The sequence below is a fragment of the Kandleria sp. genome, from assembly GCF_017934775.1.
In the GTDB taxonomy this organism is placed as follows: Bacteria; Bacillota_I; Bacilli_A; order Erysipelotrichales; family Coprobacillaceae; genus Kandleria; species Kandleria vitulina.
On the sequence record NZ_JAGBIX010000002.1, the window covers coordinates 1 to 3895 of the forward strand.

Consider the following 3895-nt stretch of genomic DNA (forward strand, 5'->3'; position numbering starts at 1 on the left):
ATTCATAAGCTTATTAACATTAACTAAGAACTCATCTTCATTAAAAGCAATAGGATGACCAATATGAATCATCTTATTCTTCGTTCTCTCTAGGCCTTCTTCAGCCATAAGCTTTTCTTCATAAAGTTTCTCACCTGGTCTTAATCCCACATACTCAATCTTAATATCTACATCAGGCTTATAACCTGCAAGCCTGATTAAGTTTCTCGCTAAAGTATCAATCTTAACTGGGGAACCCATATCTAATACAAAGATTTCTCCTCCTTTAGCGTAAGTACCAGCCAATAATACAAGTGATACAGCTTCAGGTATAGTCATAAAGTATCTTACGATATCTTTATGTGTAACAGTCACTGGACCACCTGTTTCAATCTGCTTCTTAAAGAGAGGTATGACGGATCCATTGGATCCTAACACATTTCCAAATCTTACCGCTACAAATTCAGTCTTACTTTCTTGTAGCTGTTTACTATCAAAGGATTCTTCTCCTTCATGAGTAAACAAGAAAGGAATTTCGTCAGCTTTTCCTTCTTTAATCTTTTTATCAAAAGATTGAATAATCATCTCACACATTCTCTTTGAAGCACCCATAATATTTGTCGGATTAACTGCTTTATCTGTGCTTATCAGCACAAATCTCTTACAGTGATAAGTCATCGCTGCGTAGGCAGTCTTGTAAGTTCCGATGACGTTATTCTTAATAGTCTCATTAGGGCTCACTTCCATGAGCGGCACATGCTTGTGTGCAGCAGCGTGGTAGACGACGTCGGGGTGGTATTTATTGAAGAGATGGCAGAGTCTTCTTGAGTCTCTGACTGACCCAATTTCGACTTCGAAATTGAGGTCAGGGTATTTCTTCTTTAGTTCCTGTTGAAGATCATATGCATTATTCTCATAAATATCAAAAATAACCAACTTCTTAGGGTCATGTCCAGCAATTTGTCTACATAATTCAGATCCTATGGATCCTCCTCCGCCAGTTACCAATACAGTTTTCCCATTAATAAACTCAAATACTTCCTTTAAATCAGCTTCAATAGGTTCTCTCCCAAGTAAATCTTCAACCGAAACATTTCTCATATGACTCACACTGATCTGACCACTTACTAGCTGATACATACCAGGCAACTGTTTCAATTCACAATCTGTTTCACTACAAATATTAAGAATATCTCTTTTAGTAGAAGCACTCACACTAGGTAAAGCCAAATAAATCTTATCAACACAAAACTCTTCTACACATCTAGTAATATCTTCTCTACCACCAACAACTGGAACGCCTTCTATAATACGATCTCTTTTATTCTTATCATCATCAATAAAACAAACCACTTCATCATTAATATTATGAGAATTTCTAATATCTCTTAAAATCATCAACCCAGCACTACCAGCTCCAACAATCATAACTCTTGAAGCATTATTATCAGGTCTTAATGATCTTAACAACGTTACAAAACGATAAGAGAAACGAATCGTAATCATAAACAAAAACTGTAAAATAGAACCTACTATATAATAAGAAATAGGCATTCTTCTAATAAACAATAATGTTCCAGCAACATTAAAGATAAATGTAATAACTGTCGCATTAATAAGTCTTAATAATTCAGTATAACTTGCATATCTCCATATACTCTTATAAAGATTTAAGATAAAGAATACAATCAAACAAAAAACTGTATAAAAAGGTGCAAATCTCATCCACCCATTAAGATAAGGTGCATCAATAGAAGTATAGTTCATATCAAATCTTAATAATAAAGCCAATAAGAAAGCTACATTGACAGCTATCGCATCATATATCATTAATAAAGCCGTCTGAACATACTTATTCTGATTCTTTACCCATTTACTCATAAAAATCCTCAACTTAACAATTATAAAAAGTTTCTAAGAAAACTTAGAAACTATCTCTAATCCTGCTTTAACTGTAGTCACTGTATTAAACAATTCTACATCAATAAATGCTATTCGTTTATGTCGATCAATCTTCTTAATAAAACCTTCATATCCCTTTAACGGACCACTTTCTACAATAATGTGATCTCCCTCGATAATACCCTTAGACATTTTAATTAAATGTTCCTCAGAATACTTAAGAAGATGAAGCACTTCTTCTTTATAAATAGGATAAATATCATCCTTACCTATTAACTTAGTAAATTCAGGTATCCTCTTTAACTGAATAAAAAGATCATCTAAATGATCAGTAACCACAAACAAATAACCAGGAAACATCACTTTCTTCTCTTTATGCCATCTTCCATGATATTTCTTCATATATTCATAATGAATAACAACACACTCATTAAGAATAGATTTAGAAATCATAGTTTCACACTTATTAGCAATACGCTCTTCTTGTCCAGTCATCACCTGTAGTACATACCAGTTCTCATACATAAGAACACCTCCAAAAAGGCATGCTTCGCCACTTCACTTTCATAGTGAATCCTTATAGATATGACATGTTTTATCTTTAAACGCGACAAAGCGACGATTTATCGAAATAAACAATTTGTTAGTTAGAATAACATTTTCTACTTCGTTAATCTACCACTTTTAGATATTATTGTCAAATTTGAGTAATATTATAGTTAAGGAAAAAGCGATTACATTTCTCTATATTTTACATTTTTCCTAATATTTTCATTATTTAAAAAAAGAATAATCATCCCCCTATTCTTAACTTTTTGAATTATTAAGCAACCATTCGGTTGTATATTTATGAAATTAACAAATTATTGACTTTTTATTATTTTTTATTTTATAGATACCTATACCTTTCTTTTATTTGATAAAGATATAATTAAAAAATATTTCTAACCTGATAATTATTTACATTTATATGACCCTAATTAATTATATTCAAATTAAGGAGGAAATTATTATGAAAAGTATCATGAAGATAGCTTTATCAGTTCTTTTTGCATTCACATTAATGTCTGGTATTGATAGTGCTGTTAAGCAGGATCTATCAACACCAGTAGTTGTTAATGTATCTGCCAAAAAGAAGAAGAAACTGAAGAAGAAAAAGAAAAAATCAAAAAGAGTCTACTATGCAAGAACAAGCAAGAAGTACCACAGTACTACATCTTGTCGTAGTCTTAGACGTTCTAAGGTACTTTATTATACTTCTTTAGCAGACGCTAAAAAGAGCAGATTAAAACCATGCAAGATTTGTTATAGGTAAAAAGGATAGAGCTGTGACTCTATCCTTTTTTGATTTTCTTATAGATGATATAACCGATCACAATACCCAAGGTATTGTGAATCATGTCGTCAAATTCAAACCAGCCTCTCATAAAGATGAACTGAGAAATCTCAATTGTCATTGAGAAGAGAAAGCCAAATAGTGCGATAGTACCATTTGTCTTAAATCTCTTGAATGCGGGCAAAAAGAAACCTAAAGGCATTAACATGAAGACATTGATAATAACCTCTAATAACAGCTTATAATTGCCTCTAAAGATCTCTGGATAAGACCAAAGTGGCATCAGTCTTACCATTCTAGAAGAATAGGGACGATCAAATATGGTAAGCGAGAGCACGAGGTAGCTGTATGTAATGATAAGCACCAGCATGACACTTTGTGTCATGGTGAGTTTTTTTGTTTTATAGAGACACACTGATAGTATCAATGCACACATTGATACTATCAGAAATCTTGCATGATTAATGGAAAGCATTAATTCGCTTAATGAGTAGATATAGTCCATAGATAAAACTCCTTATTTCATAAGGATACTAGAAACAAGAAGAAAAGTGAAACAATTTAATGAGATTCTTCCTGATAAAGATAACTATAGAAAAAGTATCGATAAAAATCCTTCACTTTATCACAATCCATAGTCCCATCCTAGTATAATCTAATTGACTTATCCATGAGTTA

At 32.2% G+C, this 3895-nt stretch carries 4 protein-coding genes; 1 reads left to right on the top strand and 3 read right to left on the bottom strand.

Going from position 1 to position 3895, the window contains the following annotated elements:
• Positions 1-1860 (bottom strand): polysaccharide biosynthesis protein (locus J6L95_RS00220; RefSeq protein WP_287457649.1); only part of this gene is annotated, 1860 nt, incomplete at its 3' end.
• Between the two features lie 33 nt (positions 1861-1893).
• Complete coding sequence (gene loaP / locus J6L95_RS00225; RefSeq protein WP_287457651.1) at positions 1894-2406, bottom strand: antiterminator LoaP; 513 nt, start codon at positions 2404-2406, stop codon at positions 1894-1896.
• A 487-nt stretch (positions 2407-2893) separates the two neighbouring features.
• On the opposite strand from loaP, the gene J6L95_RS00230 reads away from it, so the two are divergent.
• Entirely contained in the window at positions 2894-3196 is a 303-nt protein-coding gene (locus J6L95_RS00230; RefSeq protein ID WP_287457653.1) for an Ada metal-binding domain-containing protein, read from the top strand.
• Positions 3197-3215: 19 nt separating this feature from the next.
• Here the strand turns inward: J6L95_RS00230 and J6L95_RS00235 are convergent, their stop codons facing one another.
• A complete protein-coding gene (locus tag J6L95_RS00235; protein WP_287457655.1) occupies positions 3216-3722 on the bottom strand; it encodes a VanZ family protein in 507 nt (168 codons plus the stop codon).
• Between the last annotated feature and the right edge of the window lie 173 nt (positions 3723-3895).

Excerpts from the sequence above, each read along its gene's own strand:
- loaP (WP_287457651.1), bottom strand. The coding sequence starts at position 2,406 with ATGTATGAGAACTGGTATGTACTACAGGTGATGACTGGACAAGAAGAG.
- J6L95_RS00230 (WP_287457653.1), top strand. The coding sequence starts at position 2,894 with ATGAAAAGTATCATGAAGATAGCTTTATCAGTTCTTTTTGCATTCACA.
- J6L95_RS00235 (WP_287457655.1), bottom strand. The coding sequence starts at position 3,722 with ATGGACTATATCTACTCATTAAGCGAATTAATGCTTTCCATTAATCAT.